Raw genomic sequence first — 16604 nt, 5'->3', positions numbered from 1 at the left:
CGCCAGCAAGGACAGAATGCGGCCAGGACCGGACATTCTGGCGGACGTCCAGTTTTGTCTTCCAGAAGCATGTGCCTCATACAAAGGAGCGAGGAAGAGTGGCTACCACTATGTATTGCTGGCGATGCAAGATCGATCTCCCGATTCTCACGGAGGAGGAATATGAACTGGTCTTCCCTAAGAGTTTCATAGAGCAGATACGGGAATATCGCGAGAAAACAGGGGTCGACTTACGTCAGGCACAGACGGACGTCGGAGAGCAAGCGCTAGCAACTTATGAGCGCATCACCGGCTTCAAAGAGACCAATCCTCTTGCTCTTTACCACCATCGCCTGAGCCTCTATGGGCCGCCGTGTTCTGAATGCGGGAAGCCGCTTCGCACTCCCGCCGCGAACTACTGCGCCACTTGCAGCGCGCCGCGCGTCGGTTCCGACGCTGGGCATTGACCTTGGCGACCAGCCGACCTCTGAAGCAGAATCCTGCGGGTAGTCATTCGATCCTCCGTCATATTCGTCATGCTCAAACAACCTCGGTTCGTGATCGCAGTGCGCGACCTGGCCCGGTCCGCCGATTTCTACCGCGACGTCCTGGGGTTCTCGATCGAGTGGAAGGAAGTGCCCGGCTGGCGTCTGTTCAGACGCGACGCCTGCACCATCATGGCGGGAGAGTGCCCGGACACACCTGCCGCGCGGGAACTGGGCGAGCATTCATATATGGCCTACGTTGAGGTCGACGATGTCACTGGCTTGCACAAGGATCTGGCTGCGCGGGGTGTTCAGATGGTCAAGGCTCTTCGTACAGAGCCCTGGGGCATGCGAGAGTTTGGAATCGCGACCATTGACGGTCACCGCATGATGTTTGGAGAGGATGTTTCTGGCCCTGACTGAGCCGAGGAAGCACCGGCGGTTGCCGGCCAGAAGCTGCCTCTGACCGCTATATTTCAATTTCACCCCTACCCATGAGTTCATTGACTTGGGACGATCTATTCGTCGATGCAGCGCACCTCGACTTCAGGAGGCTGCTTTCCGAATGGCCGGACGTGGTTACCGGTCAAGTAGGGCCTATCGGAGCCTCAGCTTTCGGTGACCTCTTCTTTGAGCGAAGGTCTGGTGCTGTGGAAAAGCTGGACGTACTGGAAGGCGGGGTTCACCACGTCGCAGCGAACCGTTCAGAGTTTGCAACGTTGATGAACTCTCAGCCTTGGCAGGAACAACATCTTTTGAGCAATGGTGTTGCCTTACTGAAGGAGCGGGGCGTATCGCGATCTGTGGGGCAGTTTTTCGGTTTCGCGCCTCATCCGGTGTTCGCGGGGAAGATTGACTGGTCAAGAGTCATGCCGTTGGACGCTGTTGTGTGGAATTCAATCTGCGCACAGTCCTTGGGCGGGGCCGCGCAGGCAGCAACTCCGGCGACATCGAGCGCTCCCCCAAAGAAGCCTTGGTGGCAACTCCGGTAAGGGTGGCCGAAGCAACGCTCTGCTGAAAGGCTGTACATGCGCTGAATGACTGCTTCGGAACATCGCGAACTTCCGGATTGGGCCCACACCAGCCGTACGCTTTGCTCCAAAGCAGCCCCCCCGGATCAAGAATTCAGCATTCTTGCAACAACCGCCTCCAGCACGCCAGCTCAAATCAACCATCAGTATTTCTCTGCTTGCTGCCCGGGCAGCGGCCCGCGATGCAATGCGACCCCAGGCGTATCCAGCACCAGCTTCAGCACATTGCCGTGGGTGGAGTCGGTCACGAAGAGCGTCGCTCTGCCGGGCCCGCCGAACGCGATGTTGGTCGTCGACGCACTGGCCGGGCCGCGCAGCACCATCACAGGTTCCGCGCGCTGGTTGAGCACCCACACGTAGCCGAGGCCAGGATTGGCGACCAGCAGGCGCCCCTGTGTGTCGACCGCAAGTCCATCGGGGCCGCTGGGGCCGTAGGAGGTAAAGAACTGGCTCACCTTGGCCACGCTGCCGTCGGGCAGCAACGGAACGCGCCAGATGCAGTTGCCGCGCGTCACCGCGAGATACAGCAGCCTGCCATCGGGGGACAGCGCCACGCCGTTCGGACTCGGCACGTTGGAGAGCAGCAGGTCGAGCTGCCCATTCGGGCGCAAGCGATAGAGCCGGCCCGACGGATCGTGCAATCCGCTCTGGCCCTGGTCGCTGAAGTAGATGTTGCCCTCTGCGTCGAGCACAAGGTCGTTGACGCCCTTGAAGCTCTCGGTGTTGCGCCGCTGCAGGTGCGGCGTGACATGGCCGGTGCGCACGTCGACGCGCATCAGTCCGTTCTTGTAGTCGGTGACGAGAAGCGTGTGCGCGTCGATGAACTTCATGCCGTTCGGCTCGCCGTCGTACTCCGCAACCTGCGTCCATTCGCCCGCGGCGTCTATGCGAAAGATCCGGCCAAAGGGAATGTCCGAGACGTAGAGATTGCCGGCGTCGTCGAACACGGGGCCTTCGAGAAAGGAATCGGTGGGTTGGCCTCCGCGGTTGGCGTCCGCCCAGGCGCTCCGCTCTTGCCGCCGGAAGATGCCGGGCATGGTGGTGAAGGTCTGGAGCTCCAGCACCTGGGGCGCATGCAGTAGGTACAAGTCTGTCTCCTTGAGGGCCTCGGCCCCACGGGTTTAAAGGGGCGGTCTGCCCGGCAAGTCAGCCGGCCGCAAAGCCGTAGAGCTTCGCGGGGTTGTCGACCAGGATGCGGCTGCGCACCGCCACGCTCGGGCACCAGGCCGCGAGCACATCGGCCAGGTCGGCGTCGTTCACGGTGTTGGGATTCTCCGTGGTGTGCGGCCAGTCGCTCCCCCAGACCAGGCGCTCGGGTGCCGCTTCAACCAGCGCCCGGCCCATGGCAGCGCAATCGCGATAGGCCGGTGCGCCGTCGCGCGAGCGCATGTACACGCCGGAGAGCTTGACCCAGGTGTTGCCTGCGTCGAGCAGTCGCCGCATGGCCGTGTAGGCCTCGCCATGGACCCCCTCGGCCGGATCGATGCGGCCGATGTGGTCGATGACCAATGGCACCGGAAGCGCCGCAAGCACGGGTGCGAGCTCGACCAGTTGCTCCGGCTGCATAAAGACCTGGACGTGCCAACCCAGCCGAGCCGCCTTTCCCGCGAGCGTGATGAGCATCTGCGCGGTGGTCGTGCCCCAGGACTGCGGCGTGACGAAGTTCACCCGCAGGCCGCAGATGCGGCGCGCGGCAAGACGGTCGAGCTCTTCGTGGGAAACATCCTGCCCGACGACGGCAATGCCGCGCGCGTGCTCGCCCAACTGCGCCAGCGCGTCCAGCGTGCAGGCGTTGTCGGTGCCGTAGGTCGAAGGATTGACGACCACTGTGCGCGTGGTGCCAAGCCGCCGCTGCAGCAAACGATAGTCGCCCACTTCGGCTCGCGGCGGCTGGCGCTTCCAGTGCTTCGATGCGGCAAATCGCGGATCGAAGATGTGCATGTGGCTGTCGCAGGCGTCCGGCGGAAATGCGAGCACGGGCCGGTTCAGTCCCACCGAATGAGGAACCGGCTGCGAGAGCGGGTTGGCGGTCATCGACGACGGCTCAGTCGAGCTTGATGCTGCCCTTGCGGATCACGTCCGCCCACTTGGCATCTTCCTTCTTCAGGAACTCGGCGAACTCGGCCGGCGTCGAGCCCACCGGCTGCACGCCCACGTCGACGAAGCGCCGCTTGACCTCGTCCTCCTTCAGCACCTCGACCACGGCCTTGTGGAGCTTCTCGGCGACAGCGGCAGGGGTGCCGGCGGGCAGCAGCAGGCCATTCCATTCGTACGCCTCGTAGCCGGGCGCGACGGTCTCGGCAATGGTCGGCACGTCGGGCAGGCGCGGCGAGCGCTGCGGCGACGACACCGCCAGCGCGCGCAGCTTGCCGCTGGACACCAGCGGGTATGACGCGGCGATGGTGCTGAACATGAAGTCGACCTGTCCGCCCATGGTGTCGACGATGGCCGGGCCGCCGCTCTTGTAGCCGACGTGCACCATGTCCAAACCGAGCCGCTGGCGCAACAGTTCGGCTGCAAGGCGCTGCACGGTGCCGCTGCCGCCAGATGCGAAGTTGATCTTCCCGGGCTCCGACCTGGCCTTGTCCGCGAGGTCCTTGATGGTCTTGACGGGCGACTCCGCGCGCACGATGACGATGTTGGGTGCCAGCGAGACCAATGCCAGCGGCTGCAAGGCGTTGGCGGCGAACGGCATGCGCGGAAAAAGGTGCGGGTTGATCGAGTACGGCGTTGCGTCGTACAGCACCGTGTAGCCGTCGGGTGCGGCCTTGGCGGCAAAGCTCGCACCGATGGTGCCGCTGGCGCCTGGCTTGTTGTCGACGATCACGCTGGTGCCGAGCTTCGCGCCGACGCGCACCGCGAGCACCCGCGCGAGCGCATCGGCGGAACCGCCGGGCGCATACGGCACCACGAGCGTGATGGGCCGCTCCGGAAAGGCGGCCTGCGCAGACGCGGCGGCGGCAAGAAGGCAGGCGCCGAGCATGCGCCGGATGGTGTTGTGAATCATGGGTTCCTTGCGATATTCAAAAAGCGGGCGGCGCATTCATTCGCGCAGCTCGGCAGATTCAGTTGGTCGCGGCCTGGCGCGCCAGCACCTGCAGCAAGTTCTTCGCGGCACCCACGCCCATGTTCACATAGGCATCGCCGGTCACGCCGCCGATGTGCGGGCTCAGCACAATGCGTGTTTCGCCCTGGAAAGGGTGGCCGGGTGCCATCGGTTCGACCGCGAAGCTGTCGAGCCCGGCCATGGCGACCTGGCCCGAGCGCACGGCTTCGAGCAGGGCATCCTCGTCGATCAGGCCGCCGCGGGCCGTGTTGACGACGATCACCCCGCGCTTGCATTGCGCCAGCGTCTGTGCGTTGAGCAGGCCTCGGTTGTCTTCCGTCAGCGGGCAGTGCAGCGAGATGGCGTCGGATTCGCGCCAGAGCGTGGCAAGGTCCACCGCTTCGACATGGGCCGGCAGATTTTTGGCGAACGGGTCGAACCCCAGCACGCGCATGCCGAGCGCATCGGCCATGCGCGCAAAGCGCAGGCCGATCGCACCCAGCCCCACCAGGCCGACGGTGCGGCCGCCGAGCTCGAGGCTCTTGTGCGTGGCCTTGTCCCAGTGGCCGGCATGCATGCGCGCGTCCAGCGCCACCACCGACTTGGCGCAGGCAAGCAGCAACGCGAGGGCCTGCTCGGCGACGGCTGCGGCGTTGGCGCCTACCGCCGCGACCACCTCGATGCCGCGGACGCTCGCCGCCGCCTTGTCGATCGTGTCGGTACCGCTGCCGTGCTTCGATATCACCTTGAGCGATGGAGCGGCGTCCATGACGGACGCGCCCACTTTGCCGTAGCGCACGATGATGGCCACCGGATCATGCGCGCGGCACAGGGCAACCAGGTCTTCCTCGGTCGGTGTCTTGCCCGCGTAGACGACCTCATGCCCCTCGAGCAGTGCGAGCGCTTGCGGCGCCAGGTCGGCGCCCGTCACGACGATGGCGCTCACAGCGTCTCGCCTTCTTTCAGCACGCCGGCGGTGCGCAGCGCCGCATCGAGCCATTTGGCGGTGGTGTTCCCGTCCTTGATGGCAGCGATGCGCGCGGCCTCGTCTTCGACCTTCTTCTTGGCAAGCGGCAGCAGGGACTCGATCTTCTCGCGCTCCACCACGACCACGCCGTCACCGTCGCCAATGACAAAGTCGCCGGGGTTCACCGTGACGCCGCCGATCGACACCGGATGGCCGATGCGCCCGCCGATGTTCTTGGTCGGGCCGTTCGGATTGGTGCCGACGCAGAAAACGGGGAAATCCATCTCGTCGATCTCGCCGCTGTCACGGCATGCGCCGTCCATCACGACGCCGGCGATGCCGAGCTTCTTGCATGCGGTCATCATGATCGTGCCCATGAGCGCCGCGGTCTGGTCACCCTTGCCGTCGATCACCAGCACGTCGCCGGGCTTGGCCATGGCGATGGCGGCGTGGATCATGAGGTTGTCGCCGGGGCGCACTTCCACCGTGATGGCCGTGCCGGCGAGCCTCATGCGGGGACGCAGTGCCTTGATGCGGCCGTCCACCGCACCGCGGCGCCCCGCCACGTCGGCCAGGATTGCCGGTTGAAAGTGGGCCGCCTGGGCCACGATGTGCGCGGGCACGCGGTCGAAGTTGCGAATGATGTCGGGAAGATTGGAAGGCATGGCGTTCTTTCGGATGCAAGAGATGAAAGTGGTCAGTCGACCTTGGCGCCGGATTCCTTGACGATCTTGCCCCAGCGGCCGATGTCGTCGTGGATCAGCTTGGCGAACTGCTCCGGAGTTCCGCCGAGCGCATCGGCGCCCTGGCTGGCGAGCTTTTTCCTGACCTCCGGGTCCTGCAGCGCCTTGTTGAACGCACCGTTCAGCTTGGCGACCACGTCCTTCGGCAAGCCCGCCGGCCCGGCAACGCCGAACCAGGTGACGGCTTCAAAGCCCTTGAAGCCCGATTCCGCAACGGTGGGCACCGACGGCAGGTCCGCGGTGCGCTTGGGCGAGGTCACGGCAAGGGCGCGCATCTTTCCGTTCTTGACGTAGCCGATCAGCGTCGGCACAGACGACATGTACATCTGGATCTGCCCGCCGATCAGGTCGGTCGAACCTTGCGCAGCGCCCTTGTACGGAACGTGCGTGAACTTGACGGCTGCCGTCTTCTGGAACATCTCGGTGGCGAGATGCGCCACCGTGCCGCTGCCGGAACTGGCGTAGTTCAGCGACTCGGGCTTGGCCTTGGCAGCGGCCACCACGTCGGCGAGCGTCTTGTAGGGCGAGTCCGCAGCCACCACAAGGACGAGCGGCGCGCTTGCAACCTCGACGATGGGGGTCAGGTCCTTCTCGGGGTTGTAAGGCAGCTTGGCGTAGAGCGTGGGGTTGATCGCCAGGTTGCTGGTCTGGCCCAGCACCAGCGTGTAGCCGTCGGCGGGTGCCTTGGCTGCGGCATCCACGCCCAGGTTGCCGCCGGAGCCGGGCTTGTTGTCGATGATGATCGACCATCCGTTGGCGACGGCCACCTTGTTGGCAACTTCACGTGCAATAAGGTCGGTGCCGCCGCCAGCCGGAAAGGGAACGATCAGCTTGATAGGGCGCGATGGATACGCCTGTGCGGACGCCGTCGAGTGCGCCATGAGCGTTGCACCGGCAAGTAGCGTGATGGCGGCGATGCCGATGAGGCGGCGCGAAGCAGCCGCCGTGAGGGCGCGATGTGGCATGAACTTGTCTCCTGTTTGGCCCACCCTGCTCGATTGCGGGCGGTGCGTTCAGTGGAGGCAAGTATTCGGCGCTGGGCCTATTCAGTCCAATCGATAGTTTTTGAAGATCGATAGATCTGGCTTTTGGTATCAGCCCGGCGGCGAGTCGGCGTATTTCGCCAGCAGGCGGATCAGCCGTTGGGCTGCCGGGGACACATAGCCGCTGTCGCGATAGGTCACGACCATGCGGCGGCGCATAGTCGTGGCCGGCAGCTTCACTTCGCGCAAGGCTGCGCCGGAACGCCCCGCCTGCAGGTGAAGACGCGAGATGAAGCTCAGCAGGCCCGTCTCGCCGATCAGTGTCGGCAGCATCAGCAGCATCGTGCTTTCGACCTGCACCACAGGCCGGTGAATGCGGTGGCGATCGAAGGTCTGGTCGAGCCAGTCCCGAGTGGGCGCCCCGGGGGGCTGAAGCACCCATCGATAGCCCGCCAGGTCCTTCAGGCTCGGCTTCGGCTTGTCGAAGATTGGGTGCGTATTCGAGGCGGCGACCACGATCACGTCCTCGGCCAGATTCTGCGAGGCGAACCCGGGTTCAGCAGCGCCTTCGGTGCCGACCATCAGATCGATATCGCCGGCGCGCAGCAGCGGCTTCAGGATGTCGACCAGCGCCACGGTGGTCCGCAAAGTGACCTCGGGTGCCTCGCGCATCAAGTCGCGCGCGGCCGGAGGCAACAAGAACTGTGCGGCCGTCGGAACGATGCCGATCTTGATGTTTCCGGTCAGGCCCCTGCCGATGTCGTTGATCTCGCGGCGCGCGCTTTCCACATCGAAGCGTGTGCGCTGGGCCCATTTGAGAAGCGCCTTCCCCGCACTGGTCAGGCGGATGCCGCGTCCTGTTTTCTCGAAGAGCAGCGCGCCGCACGCTTCTTCCAGCCGCCGTACGCAGCTTGTCAGCGCCGGTTGCGTGCGGTGCAGCCGTTCGGCCGCGCGCCCCATGTGCTCGAGCTCGGCAATGACTTCAAAGTACTGGAGGTCGCGCAGGTCCAGGATGAACTCCAAGAATTTATTCGAAGACTACAACCAGGGCCGCAGCCCCGCCTCACTCCACCGTCACGCTCTTCGCAAGATTGCGCGGCTTGTCCACATCGGTTCCCCGCGCGCAAGCCGTGTGATACGCCAGCAGCTGCAGCGGCACCACGTGCAGCAGCGGCGACAGCGCGCCGTAGTGCTCTGGCATGCGAATGACGTGCAGGCCTTCGCTGCCCTTGATCTTCGTGTCGCCGTCGGCCAGTACATAAAGCACGCCGCCGCGGGCGCGCACTTCCTGCAGATTGCTCTTGAGCTTTTCGAGCAGCGCGTCGTTCGGCGCGACCGCGACGACAGGCATTTCGCTGGTGACCAGCGCGAGCGGGCCGTGCTTGAGCTCGCCGGCGGCATAGGCCTCGGCGTGGATGTAGGTCACTTCCTTGAGCTTGAGCGCGCCTTCCAGCGCAATGGGGTAGTGCAAGCCGCGGCCGAGAAAGAGCGCGTTGTCCTTGCGTGCGAAGTCTTCGGCCCAGCCGATGATCTGCGGCTCGAGCGCAAGCACCGATTGCAGCGCGACCGGCAGGTGGCGCATTTCCTTCAAGTAGCGCGCCTCGTCGGCTTCGGTGAGACGCCCCTTGGTCTGCGCAATGGCGAGCGTCAGCAGAAACAGGCCGGCCAGCTGCGTGGTGAAGGCCTTGGTCGAGGCCACGCCAATTTCGACGCCGGCGCGCGTGATGTAGGCGAGCTTGCATTCGCGCACCATGGCGCTGGTGGCCACGTTGCAGATGGTCAGCGTCTGCTCCATGCCGAGCGATCGCGCATGCTTGAGCGCTGCGAGCGTGTCGGCGGTTTCGCCCGACTGGCTGATGGTGACGACGAGCGTCTTGGGGTCGGGCACCGAGTCGCGATAGCGGTACTCGCTTGCGATCTCGACCTGGGTCGAGATTTTTGCGATGCCCTCGAGCCAGTACTTGGCGGTGCAGCCACTGTAGTAGCTGGTGCCGCAGGCCAGGATGAGGATCTTGTCGATGTCCTTGAACACGCGATGCGCGCTGGCACCGGTGGCGCCGTCCTGCCCGATGCCGTCGAACAGCTCGGGCACGATGCCGGCCACGCCTTCGAGTGTGTCGCCAATGGCGCGCGGCTGCTCGAAGATTTCCTTCTGCATGTAGTGGCGGTAGGGGCCGAGCTCGGCCGCGCCGCTGTGCGCCTGCACGGTGCGCACCTGCCGCTGCACGGGCTTGTGGCCGCGGTCGACGATCCAGTATTTGCCGGGCTGCACATCGACCACGTCGCCTTCTTCGAGATAGACGATCTGGTCGGTGACTCCGGCCAGGGCCATGGCATCGCTTGCAAGAAAGTTTTCGCCGCCTTCCTTGCCCACGCCAAGAATGAGCGGCGAGCCCGCGCGCGCGCCGACCACGCGCTGCGGCTCGTCACGACAGATCACGGCAATGGCATAGGCGCCGTGCAGCTGCAGCACCGCGGCCTTCACGGCCTCGAACAGGTCGCCGTCGTACAGGCTGTCGACCAGGTGGGCGATCACCTCGGTGTCGGTCTGGCTCTCGAAGACATAGCCCTTGGCCTCAAGGGCTGCCCGCAAAGCTTCGTGGTTTTCGATGATGCCGTTGTGCACGAGCGCGATGCGGCCGGGGCGCGCGCCTTGCGCGTCGGCGCCGGGCCCATGGCTGAAGTGCGGGTGCGCGTTGTGCACGGCCGGTGCGCCGTGCGTGGCCCAGCGCGTGTGGGCGATGCCCGTCAGGCCTTCGACATGGTCTTCGCGCACTTGCGTGACGAGGTCCGCCACGCGCGATGTGGTGCGCGCACGCGTGAGGCCGCCCGCATGAACCGCGACGCCGCAGGAGTCATAACCGCGGTATTCGAGCCTTTGAAGCCCCTGGACGAGGACCGGAACGATGTTGCGATGGGACGCTGCGCCGACGATGCCGCACATGGTGAGCTGCCTTTGAATGAGGAGAAAGCCAGATGGTAGAGATGAGGCGAAAAAATATGCACTCGAAATATCGATCTTTTTGAAGATTTATTTCACCCGTCTCTTCGTATGAACTTTTATTCCATAATTCATACATATATGGAACCGATCTCGCTCGATGCAATAGATCTTCGCCTGCTCGACGCGCTGCAGCGCGACGCCTCGCAGACCAACCAGCGGCTGGCCGAGAACATCGGCATTTCGCCTCCGACCTGCCTGCGCCGCGTTCAGCGCCTGCGGCAGGAAGGGCTCATCGAGCGGCAAATCGCGCTGCTTTCGCCTGACCGCCTGGCCGCGGTGCTGGGCCACGGCCTGCAGGCGGTGGTCGAAATCTCGCTCGACAGGCAAGACGCGGCAGCACTCGACGCCTTCGAGGCGCGCGTGATCGCCGACGACGCCGTGCAGCAATGCTGGCGCGTTTCGCCGGGCCCGGACTTCGTGCTGGTGGTGGCCGCCCGCGACATGCCCGGCTACGGCGCGCTCGCGCAGCGGCTTTTCAATGCCGACGCGAACGTGCGCAACGTCAAGGCCTTCTTCAGCCTGAAGCGCGCGAAGTTCGAGCCCCGGCTGCCGCTGGGTTGATCCGCCTGCCTCTTCAGGCCTTGGGCTTCTTCTGCGGGCGCTTCCAGTTGGGAAAGCTCACAGCCTTGCTCCGCGCCACGGTGAGCGCGCCGGGCTCGGTCGACTTGTTCACGGTCGACCCGCCCCCGATGGTGCCGCCCGCGCCAATGGTGACCGGGGCCACCAGTACGCAGTTGCTGCCCACGTGCACGTCGTCCTCGATGACGGTGCGGTGCTTGTTGGCGCCGTCGTAATTGGCCGTGATGCTGCCCGCGCCGTAGTTGACGCGCTGGCCCACCGTGGCGTCGCCAAGATAGGCCAGGTGATTGGCCTTGGCGCCCTCGGCCAGGGTCGAGTTCTTGACCTCGACGAAATTGCCGATGTGCACTTCGGCACCCAGTTGCGCACCGGGCCGCAGCCGTGCGAAGGGGCCGATGAGCGACCTTTCGCCGACGGTGACGCCGGCCTTCTCGCCTTCGATGTGGGTGAAGGGGTGGATCACCGCGCCCGCCTCGATGCGCGCATTTGCAATGACGCAGTTGGCGCCGATGCGCACGCCCTCGCCCAGGAACACCGAGCCTTCGAACACGCAGTTGACGTCGATCTCGACGTCGGCCTCGCAAGCCAGCGTGCCGCGCAAGTCGAACCGCGCCGGATCGGCGAGCCGCACGCCCTGTGCCATGAGCGCCTCCGCCTGCCGCAGCTGCCAGGCACGCTCGAGCGACGCCAGCTGCGCGGGGCTGTTGATGCCCGCCACCTGGAGCGCGTCGGTCGTGACATGCGCCACCACCGGCACGCCGTCGGCTGCGGCCAGCTTGACGATGTCGGTGAGGTAGTACTCGCCCTGGGCGTTGCGGTTGTCCAGGCGGGCCAGCCAGCCCTTGAGCAGGGCCGCGGGCACGGCCATCATGCCGCTGTAGATTTCGCGGATTCCGCGCTGTGCCTCGGTGGCGTCCTTGTGCTCGACGATGGCCGTGACTTCACCTTCCCGGCATTCCGCGCGGACGATGCGCCCATAGCCTGTCGGATCGTCGAACTCGATGGTCAGCAGCGCGAGCCGCTGGCCGGCGCTCGCGGCAATCAGCGCGCGCAGCGTTTCCTCGCCGATGAGCGGCACGTCGCCCGACAGCACCAGCACCGTGCCGTCTTCGGGCAGGAGCGGAACTGCCTGCTGCACCGCGTGGCCCGTGCCAAGCTGCGGCTCCTGCCGCGCAAACTGCAGGGCGGCGCCGACGCCGTTGCCGGAAGACATCGCCGCCTCGACCTCGGCCGCGCCGTGGCCGGTCACCACCACCACGTGGCGGGCGCCGATGCGCGCCGCGGTGCCTGTCACATGCGCGAGCAGTGCACGCCCGGCCAAACGATGCAACACTTTGGGCAGCCTGCTCTTCATGCGCGTGCCTTTGCCGGCCGCCATGATGACCACGTCGACCGGTCCCTGGTTGTCTTGTGGAATCTGATTCATGCTTCTTTCTACCCGAATGCGTTGCGCCAAGTTGGCGCGAATTATCGGCGTGCTGCTTGTGGCCGCCGCGCTGGGCGCGTGCAGCACGATCAAGCTGGCCTACAACAACCTGCCCGAGCTGAGCTACTGGTGGCTCGACGCATACGTTGATTTCGACGGTTCGCAAACGCCCAAGGTGCGCGACGAGCTCGCGCAACTGCTGAGCTGGCACCGTCAGAACGAACTCCCCCGGGTGCTCGGCGTGCTGCAGGAAGCGCAGGCCCTGGCGCCGCGCGACGTGACCGCGGCCCAGGCCTGCCGCATGGCGGACCAGATCCGCGAGCGCCTGCTGGCGGTAACCGAGCGTGCGGAACCTGCCGGCACCGAGCTGGCCCTGAGCCTGACGGAGGCGCAACTGCAGCAGCTCGAGCGCAAGTATGCAAAGAACAATGCCGAGTACCGCAAGGAATGGCTCGACCGCAGCCGCGCCGAAGTGCAGGAAAAGCGCTACGAGAAGTTTCTCGACCGCCTGGAAGATTTCTACGGCCGGCTGACGCCCGAGCAGCGCGAACTGGTGCGGCAGCAAGTGGCGCAGTCGGTGTTCGACCCGCGGCTGGCCGGCTCCGAGCGCCGCCAGCGGCAGCAGGAGGCGCTGGCGCTGCTGCGCGGCTTTAACGCCACCAAGCCGCCGCCGGCCGAAGCGCGCGCGGCCATCCATGCCTATGTGATGCGCATTGCCGATCCGCCGCCCGGACCTTGGCGCGATCACCAGCAGGCACTGCTCCAGGAAGGCTGCCGCAACCTGGCTGCCCTTCACAACGCCACCAGCGCTAGCCAGCGCGAACAGGCCGTGCGGCGGCTGCAGGCCTACCAGGACGATCTTCGGCAACTGGTGGCTGCGCGCTGAACGGCCCTGCCCCAAGATGCCGCAGGGCGCCGCGAGCTCAGATCAGCGGCGTGGGCCGCATGGGGCGTTCGAAATAGTCGCCCAATGTTTCGAGCGCATGCGGCTCGAGAATGCGCAGCCAGCCCGCGTCGAGCTTGTAGAGCCCCAACCCCTGCAGCTTGCGCAGCGTCTTGTTGGTGTGCACCAGCGAGAGCCCGAGCGCATCGGCCAGGTGCTGCTGGTTGAACGGAAACTCCACCCAGCCGTCGCGCACCATGCCGACCCGCTCGGCCCGGCGGTACAGGTGCATCAGCAGCATGGCGACCCGTTCACTCGCATTGCGGCGGCCGGTGGTCACCAGGTTGTCGTCCACCATCTTTTCCTCGCGCGCGGCGAGCCAGGTGATGTCGTAGCCCAGCTTGGGCTGGGCGTGGAACAGTTCCCAGAGCCGGTCGCGCGAAAAGGCGCAAAGCGTGGCGTCGGTCACGGCCTCCACGCCGTGCGTCTGGCCGTCGGCAAATTCATCCTGCAGGCCGATGAAATCGCCGGGCAGCAGAAAACTCAGGATCTGGCGACGGCCGTCGCTCAGCGTCTTGTAGCGAAATGCCCAACCCGAATAGAGGGTGAACAGCTGGGCGCTTGGCCGATGCTCTTCGACGATGGCGCCGCCGGCCGGAACACGGCGGGCACCGACCCGGAAGGACTCGATGGTCTTGAGCTCTTCCGCCGAAGCCGGCAAGAAGGCCTCGAGCTTGCGCAACGCACAGTCGTCGCAGGGGTTGGCCCCCTGCGGCGGCAAGGCAGGGGGTGAATGGTCCTCGAATTTCACGCGCCACTATAGGCTTTTTACCTGTGTCTTTTTACATTTCAGCGTGTGCCGGGGCTTCATAAACTTCGCACGTTTTCCGCACCCGTTCGCATGACAGAAGAAACGTCGCTTTTCGAGATTTTTTATTGCAGTGTGCTCACGCAAGACCTGCCACCCGCCACGGTCGGCGCCATAGTGACCCAGGCCCGTGCACGCAATGCGCAACACCAGATCACCGGTCTCCTGGTTTTTGACGGCATGCGCTTCTGCCAGCATCTCGAAGGCCCGCCCGAAGCCGTGAAGACGCTGATGCAGCGCATCGACCAGGATTCCCGGCACACCGATGTGCGGGTGGTCTACCAGGGCGCCCTGGCCGCCCGCCGTTATTCGGGCTTTGGCATGGGCCTGGCCGAAAGCGAAGGCCCCCACCTCATGGCCGGCGTGCACGCGCTGGAAGGCGAAGCCGCCCTGAAGCACTTCCTGGCGCTGCGCTCCAGCTTCGACATCAACGGCTGAAAACGAAAAAGGCGGCCGAAGCCGCCTTTCCGCCGTGGGGAGTCGACCGGTCAGGCCGCAGGATCCCACGAGTAGGTGGCACCGTAGCCATCCCACGCTTCCATGACGATGCGCTGGCCGGCGGCCACGTTGAGCGACTCGCCAGGGGCCAGCACCAGGTCTTCGCTGGCCGTGGCCGAGGTGGCGTCCGGCGTGATCCACACACGGCCCTGCTTGACGCGCAGCACGCTGGCCGACCGCGCCTTGAGGCTCATTGCCTCGCCGGGGGCAATTTGCCAAGCACCGCGGCGCACGGCCGGGGGAACGGCGGAAGCGGTACGGGCAGACGACAGGGAAGCGAGCGATTCGTTGGTGCAGACGGCGGTGGACATGATGAAACTCCTTGGGCTTGCCGAACTGCGATGACACGGAGGGAGGCAATGGCGCAGTTCGGGAATGAATGATCGTTCGGGGCCTGTTGGCAGTCCAATGAAAACGAAGTAGCCTACTGATTCCGAATCCGCATCAATCCTCAGATGCCCTCAACGCCCCCGTCCATGCAGCACTCCCAAACCCATCTGCGCTCCCGCCCCATCTCGGCCGGGCATCTGCGCGCCTTCGAAGCCGTGGCGCGGCACCTGAACTTCCGGGCCGCCGCGGAAGAAATGGCGCTCACCCAGTCGGCGGTCAGCCGCCAGATCCAGTCGCTGGAAGAAGAAGTGGGCGTGGCGCTGTTCCTGCGCCATACGCGGGCCGTGGAGCTCACGAGCGCCGGGGCGCAACTGCTGCTGGCGGTGCAGCAATCGCTGCCGCGCATCGATACGGCGGTGCGGCAGATTCGCCAGAGCGCGGGGCGCAAGAGCGTGTCGCTCACCACTTTTGCATCTTTTGCATCGATGTGGCTCATTCCGCGGCTGGAGGCCTTTCAGCGCGACAACCCCGAGATCGACATCCGCATCGACGCCAGCGACGTGGCAGTGGACCTGGAAGTGGCCGACGTGGACATTGCCCTGCGCTACGGCCCGCGCGAGGCCATGCCGGCCACGGCGGTGCGCCTCTTTGGCGAAACCCTGACGCCCGTGGCAAGCCCCTGGCTGCTGAAGAGCAGCCCGCCCATCAAGACGCCGGCCGACATTGCCGGCTTTACGCTCATCGAGGCCGGCGACGCACACCGCACGCACCTCGAATGGCTGACCTGGCGGCGCTGGTTCGAGGTGAACGGCCTCGAGAGGGCGCAGCCCAAGCGCTGGCTTTATTTCAACTACGCCTACCAGATGGTGCAGGCCGCGCTCACCGGCCAGGGCGTCACGCTCGCGCGCAGCTCGCTCATTGCCGAAAGCCTGGCCAACGGCGACCTGGTGGAGGTGCTGCCGCAGCACCGAATGGATTCGCCGATGGGCTACTGGCTCATTGCCGGGCCGCGCAATGCGCTGCGGCCGGAAATCAGGGCCTTTTGGGACTGGCTCCAGGCCCAGGCCATCACCACGCGCGAGACCATCGGCGAGGTGCCCGACCCGGACACCGTGGACAACATCGACTGAGCCAGCGACCAGCGGCCGCCGCGCGGCTCAGGACGTCGGCCAGACGACGCCGTTGTCGTTGAGGATCGCGTCCAGCGGCAGGTCGTGCGCCTCGGGCTCGTATTCGTCGAGAAAGCCGTTGGTAAAGCCCAGCCCCACCGTGAACGGGCGCGGCTCCAGCGCGGCCAGCGTGCGGTCGTAAAAGCCGCCGCCGTAGCCCAGGCGATAGCCGCCGGCGCTGTAGCCCACGCAGGGCACGAACAGCAGCGTGGGCACGATGAGCTCGGTGTCCTTGGGCTTCGGAATGCCGTAGGCGTCTTCTTCCATCTGGCAGCCGGGGTACCAGGCGTGGAAGGTCAGCGTCTTGTGCACCTTGTTCATCACCGGCAGCCCGATGCGGCGGCGCTGCGGCTCGTCGATGAGCTCGCCGTCTTCCTTCCAGCGGTGCAATGCGGGCAGCGGATCGAATTCGCCCTTGATGGGCCAGTAGGCGCCAATCACGGTGTCGGGCCGGCCGACCAGCCAGATCCGCATGACCCGCTGCAGAAGGTCGGCCCTGGCCAGGCGGTCGGGCATGGCCAGGCGCTGCTCGATCAGCGCTTTTCGCAGCTGATCCTTGAGAAAACTCACGGTCGCCGAGGTGTCGGCATCCTTTGACTTGTCCATAATCCCC

Annotated in this window: 18 protein-coding genes; 6 read left to right on the top strand and 12 right to left on the bottom strand. The window is 65.5% G+C overall.

What is annotated here, in order from left to right; all coding sequences use genetic code 11:
- The first annotated feature begins 515 nt into the window (after positions 1-515).
- A complete protein-coding gene (locus V9K97_RS22810; RefSeq protein ID WP_337320892.1) occupies positions 516-887 on the top strand; it encodes a VOC family protein in 372 nt (123 codons plus the stop codon).
- A gap of 71 nt (positions 888-958) precedes the next feature.
- The gene (locus V9K97_RS22805) at positions 959-1456 is read left to right on the top strand and encodes a hypothetical protein (protein WP_337320890.1); all 498 of its coding nucleotides are present in this window, start codon (positions 959-961) and stop codon (positions 1454-1456) included.
- Between the two features lie 182 nt (positions 1457-1638).
- Here the strand turns inward: V9K97_RS22805 and V9K97_RS22800 are convergent, their stop codons facing one another.
- From V9K97_RS22800 to glmS, 8 genes are all read right to left on the bottom strand, one after another.
- Positions 1639-2583: an SMP-30/gluconolactonase/LRE family protein gene (locus tag V9K97_RS22800; RefSeq protein ID WP_337298234.1), complete on the bottom strand. Its 945-nt coding sequence runs from the start codon at positions 2581-2583 to the stop codon at positions 1639-1641.
- A gap of 58 nt (positions 2584-2641) precedes the next feature.
- On the bottom strand, positions 2642-3529 hold the full coding sequence (locus V9K97_RS22795) for an amidohydrolase family protein (RefSeq protein WP_337298233.1): 888 nt from the start codon (positions 3527-3529) through the stop codon (positions 2642-2644).
- A 10-nt stretch (positions 3530-3539) separates the two neighbouring features.
- Complete coding sequence (locus V9K97_RS22790; RefSeq protein WP_337298232.1) at positions 3540-4502, bottom strand: tripartite tricarboxylate transporter substrate binding protein; 963 nt, start codon at positions 4500-4502, stop codon at positions 3540-3542.
- 58 nt (positions 4503-4560) lie between these two features.
- On the bottom strand, positions 4561-5487 hold the full coding sequence (locus V9K97_RS22785) for an NAD(P)-dependent oxidoreductase (protein WP_337320888.1): 927 nt from the start codon (positions 5485-5487) through the stop codon (positions 4561-4563).
- Positions 5484-6173: an RraA family protein gene (locus V9K97_RS22780; protein WP_337298230.1), complete on the bottom strand. Its 690-nt coding sequence runs from the start codon at positions 6171-6173 to the stop codon at positions 5484-5486. Before V9K97_RS22780 ends, V9K97_RS22785 begins: the two co-directional genes overlap by 4 nt.
- Positions 6174-6205: 32 nt before the next feature.
- On the bottom strand, positions 6206-7216 hold the full coding sequence (locus V9K97_RS22775) for a Bug family tripartite tricarboxylate transporter substrate binding protein (protein ID WP_258504112.1): 1011 nt from the start codon (positions 7214-7216) through the stop codon (positions 6206-6208).
- A 129-nt stretch (positions 7217-7345) separates the two neighbouring features.
- A complete protein-coding gene (locus tag V9K97_RS22770; RefSeq protein WP_258504111.1) occupies positions 7346-8257 on the bottom strand; it encodes a LysR family transcriptional regulator in 912 nt (303 codons plus the stop codon).
- A gap of 40 nt (positions 8258-8297) precedes the next feature.
- Positions 8298-10178 carry a glutamine--fructose-6-phosphate transaminase (isomerizing) gene (glmS, locus tag V9K97_RS22765; RefSeq protein ID WP_337320885.1) on the bottom strand — a complete coding sequence of 627 codons (1881 nt, stop codon included), beginning with the start codon at positions 10176-10178 and terminating at the stop codon, positions 8298-8300.
- 138 nt (positions 10179-10316) lie between these two features.
- On the opposite strand from glmS, the gene V9K97_RS22760 reads away from it, so the two are divergent.
- Positions 10317-10799, top strand: a complete 483-nt coding sequence (locus V9K97_RS22760; protein ID WP_258504110.1) for an Lrp/AsnC family transcriptional regulator — start codon at positions 10317-10319, stop codon at positions 10797-10799.
- A gap of 13 nt (positions 10800-10812) precedes the next feature.
- Here V9K97_RS22760 and glmU read toward each other — a convergent pair whose 3' ends face one another.
- Positions 10813-12243, bottom strand: coding sequence for a bifunctional UDP-N-acetylglucosamine diphosphorylase/glucosamine-1-phosphate N-acetyltransferase GlmU (glmU, locus tag V9K97_RS22755; protein WP_337320883.1), 1431 nt, complete (start codon positions 12241-12243; stop codon positions 10813-10815).
- On the opposite strand from glmU, the gene V9K97_RS22750 reads away from it, so the two are divergent.
- Positions 12242-13129: a DUF6279 family lipoprotein gene (locus V9K97_RS22750; RefSeq protein WP_337320881.1), complete on the top strand. Its 888-nt coding sequence runs from the start codon at positions 12242-12244 to the stop codon at positions 13127-13129. The two genes, glmU and V9K97_RS22750, sit on opposite strands and share 2 nt — an antisense overlap.
- 37 nt (positions 13130-13166) lie before the next feature.
- On the opposite strand, the gene V9K97_RS22745 is transcribed toward V9K97_RS22750, so the two are convergent.
- Complete coding sequence (locus tag V9K97_RS22745) at positions 13167-13937, bottom strand: Crp/Fnr family transcriptional regulator (RefSeq protein ID WP_258504107.1); 771 nt, start codon at positions 13935-13937, stop codon at positions 13167-13169.
- 90 nt (positions 13938-14027) lie between these two features.
- Between V9K97_RS22745 and V9K97_RS22740 the strand changes: the two genes are divergently transcribed.
- Entirely contained in the window at positions 14028-14432 is a 405-nt protein-coding gene (locus V9K97_RS22740) for a BLUF domain-containing protein (RefSeq protein WP_258504106.1), read from the top strand.
- Between the two features lie 50 nt (positions 14433-14482).
- Here V9K97_RS22740 and V9K97_RS22735 read toward each other — a convergent pair whose 3' ends face one another.
- Positions 14483-14803 carry a DUF2917 domain-containing protein gene (locus V9K97_RS22735; RefSeq protein ID WP_126747996.1) on the bottom strand — a complete coding sequence of 107 codons (321 nt, stop codon included), beginning with the start codon at positions 14801-14803 and terminating at the stop codon, positions 14483-14485.
- Positions 14804-14968: 165 nt separating this feature from the next.
- Between V9K97_RS22735 and V9K97_RS22730 the strand changes: the two genes are divergently transcribed.
- Positions 14969-15952 (top strand): LysR substrate-binding domain-containing protein, encoded by a 984-nt coding sequence (locus tag V9K97_RS22730; protein WP_157612102.1) that lies wholly within the window; start codon positions 14969-14971, stop codon positions 15950-15952.
- Positions 15953-15979: 27 nt separating this feature from the next.
- Here the strand turns inward: V9K97_RS22730 and V9K97_RS22725 are convergent, their stop codons facing one another.
- Positions 15980-16597, bottom strand: a complete 618-nt coding sequence (locus V9K97_RS22725; protein ID WP_258504104.1) for a 5-formyltetrahydrofolate cyclo-ligase — start codon at positions 16595-16597, stop codon at positions 15980-15982.
- Between the last annotated feature and the right edge of the window lie 7 nt (positions 16598-16604).

The sequence above is a fragment of the Variovorax sp. CCNWLW186 genome (genome assembly GCF_037203865.1).
Lineage (GTDB): Bacteria > Pseudomonadota > Gammaproteobacteria > Burkholderiales > Burkholderiaceae_C > Variovorax.
Note: the sequence above shows the minus strand (reverse complement) of the source record. Positions and strands in the feature narration are given on the sequence as shown.